Consider the following 3,250-nt stretch of genomic DNA (forward strand, 5'->3'; position numbering starts at 1 on the left):
GAACAAGCAGCAGCAGAATTAAAAGCGGGCAGAAATCCTTTTGCCAATCAAAAAGGGACGTTTCTGCGCGGCTACTATTCGGAGATTGATGGCAGCGTTCAGGGATATGCGTTGTTTGTCCCAGAAAAATATGATGGACAGCAGCCGTTTCCGTTGGTAGTTAATCTGCATGGCTACGACCCTAGTTTTTCCTCGTGGCAGGAAAATATTTTTTTGCCGATTTTTATGCCGCATACAACAAAAGGCGGGCGATACATCGTTGTCAATCCCTTTGGCAGAGGAAATACGATGTATCAAAATCTTGGTGAACAGGATGTGCTGGAGGTGATTGCAGAAGTCAGACGATTGTATAAAATTGACGCCAATCGCATTTATTTGACCGGCGGCTCCATGGGAGGCGGCGGAACATGGCATCTGGGACTGACGCATTCGGACATGTTCGCAGCGATTGCGCCTATTATGGGTCCCACGGAATTTGCTTTCTGGACAGGTTTCCCGTATGAATCCGCTTCTCCGCCTCAAAAATTTTTCGCGGAACAGCGCAGTCCGCTTTTTTATGCGGAAAATGCGCTCAATTTGCCGATTTTTTGCCATCATGGCGTTCTGGACGACATTGTGCCCATTGACCAGAGCAGAAAAATTGTGGCGAAATTGAAAAAATTGGGCTACGATGTTCGCTATGTTGAACATCCGAATGCAGCGCACGGCGGCTTTGACCCGTCGATGGAAGAGTCCATTTATGATTGGTTTGAAAATCTGCGCCGCAATCCCAGACCTGAAAAAATTGTTCTCAAATGCGGTGATTTGAATCATGCCAGTTCTTACTGGGTTGAAATTTTGAGATTCATCGATATTCTACAATTTGCAAAAATAGAAGCCAGCGCAAAGAATTCCCTGATAAGAATTGAAACCGAAAATGTGGCGCAGTTTAAATTGAAATTGAAATCGTGTCCTGTTGATAAATCCGAAAATTTAGTGATTCAGATTGATGGCGATGAATTTGAGATTGCTTCAAATCAGACTTTTGAAGAGATAAATTTTCGAAAAATCACCAATAAATCGGACGAAAAATTTAGCTGGGAGATTTTTTCAAAAAATAACGAAGGAAAATTGATTAAAAAGAAGGGTCTGACAGGTCCCATCCTCGATGTGTTCAATTCCGGTTTCGTCCTCGTTTATGGCACCAGAGGCTCGGAGCAGGAGAATATGGCGAACTTTGCTGCGGCTATCAATTTTCAAAATCAGTGGCGGAAATGGCAGCATGTTTCTCCAAGAATTAAGGCGGATTATGCCATCACGCAAACTGACATTGAAAATTCTAATCTGATTTTGCTCGGTTCGCCTGAAGAAAATTTACTTACAAAAAAAATCATTCCCCATTTGCCGGTTCAATTTGAGGACGATGCAATTCACTTTGGTGATAAAATTTTTCACGGCAAAGACGTGGGAATTGCCATGATTTATCCCAATCCGCTGAATCCGGAGCACTATGTCGTAATTTACGGCGGTAATTCATGGCGCGCAATTGTCAATTATGCAAAAGACATCGGCATGGATTTTGATTATCAAATTTTTGACAGTCGCACACTTGGGATTCACATTTTACAAGGAAATTTGACGGTTGAAGGAACTCCGCTTTTATGCGGCTATTTTAATCAGGATTGGAAGATTGATGAAAAATATCAATGGCGAGCAAATGAAAACCTGCGGAAAACGATAAAGCCGAGAAAAATTCAAATCACCCGGCCGAAGAACACCGACAAAGAGATTTATCTGACAGACATAGAAATTGATTCGTCAAATTATTGGACGGGCGGCTACGAATTTAACAGGTCGATTTGGGGAGAACCATTTAAATTGAAAGCCAAAATTTTTGAAAAAGGCTTGGGACTTTTCCCGCCGATATCTCTGATTTACAAACCTATCGAAGGTTCGGAACCTTCTAAAGATTATAAACTTTCCCCCAAAAAATCGTTGGTTTATAAAACTAATGGAGAGTTTGAAACCTTTTCCGCGATTTTTACAGTAGTTAAAAATCCTTTCTGGAAAAAAGAAAAACTAACCAGCGGCAAGATGCAACTGGCAATTTACGGCGATGGCGAAGAATTATACGTCAGTCCGGCGATTGACGTGAATTCAGAGCCTGTTCCGATTGAAGTTGATATTGCAAGCGTGAAAGAATTTGTTTTGAAAGTCAGGACGCAGGATTGGCTTCCGAAATTTGAACAGGCTGCCAATTTGATAGATGCAAAATTCATTCGAGAAAAGGGAGATAAATGAATGTATTTACCGAACGAAAATCGTTATCAGGAGATGAAATATCGCCGCTGCGGTAGAAGCGGCATAAAGCTGCCGGCAGTCTCGCTGGGATTATGGCAAAATTTTGGCGGTGTGAATGTTTTTGAAAATAGCCGAAAAATGATTCTGCGGGCGTTTGATCTGGGAATTACGCATTTTGATCTGGCGAATAATTATGGCCCGCCTTATGGATCCGCGGAGGAAACTTTTGGCGCGATTTTGAAAAAAGACCTTCGCCCATATCGCGATGAACTCATCATTTCCACTAAAGCAGGCTGGGACATGTGGCCCGGTCCCTACGGAAATTACGGTTCGCGAAAATATCTCATCGCCAGCCTAAATCAAAGTTTGAAACGCATGGGTCTGGAATATGTGGATATTTTTTACCATCACCGCCCGGATCCGGAGACGCCGCTGGAAGAGACAATGGGCGCGCTGGATTACATTGTTCGCAGCGGAAAGGCGCTGTATGTAGGGATTTCTCAATATAATCCGGAGCAGACGCGACAGGCAGTGAAAATTCTCCGCGAAATGGGAACCCGGCTCTTGATTCACCAACCGAATTACAACATGTTCGACCGCTGGATTGAAGATGGCTTACTGGATGTTTTGCAAGAAGAAGGCATCGGATGCATTGTTTTTTCCCCGCTGGCGCAGGGCATGCTCACGGACAAATATTTGAAAGGAATTCCGAACGGCTCACGTGCTTCGAGGGAAAATAGCAGCCTTCCGCGGGAATCGATTTCAGTGGAGAGATTGAGCATTATTGAAAAGTTAAATCAGATCGCCGCACAACGCGGACAGTCGCTGGCACAAATGGCGATCGCCTGGGTATTACGCCAGTCAGTTGTTACATCAGCGCTCATTGGAGCGAGTAGAGTGGAGCAGATTGAAGATGTGGTCGGGGCGTTGAAGAATTTGGAATTTTCTGAAGAAGAGTTGAAAAAGTTGG

2 protein-coding genes are annotated in these 3,250 nt (G+C 43.7%); both read left to right on the top strand.

Going from position 1 to position 3,250, the window contains the following annotated elements; translation table 11 throughout:
• Positions 1 to 2,280: prolyl oligopeptidase family serine peptidase (locus GXO74_11975; GenBank protein ID NOZ62385.1), on the top strand; the 2,280-nt coding region annotated here is incomplete at its 5' end.
• Positions 2,281 to 3,250 (top strand): L-glyceraldehyde 3-phosphate reductase (gene mgrA, locus GXO74_11980; protein ID NOZ62386.1); only part of this gene is annotated, 970 nt, incomplete at its 3' end.

Source organism: Calditrichota bacterium, from assembly GCA_013152715.1.
Classification (GTDB): Bacteria; Zhuqueibacterota; Zhuqueibacteria; order Thermofontimicrobiales; family Thermofontimicrobiaceae; genus 4484-87.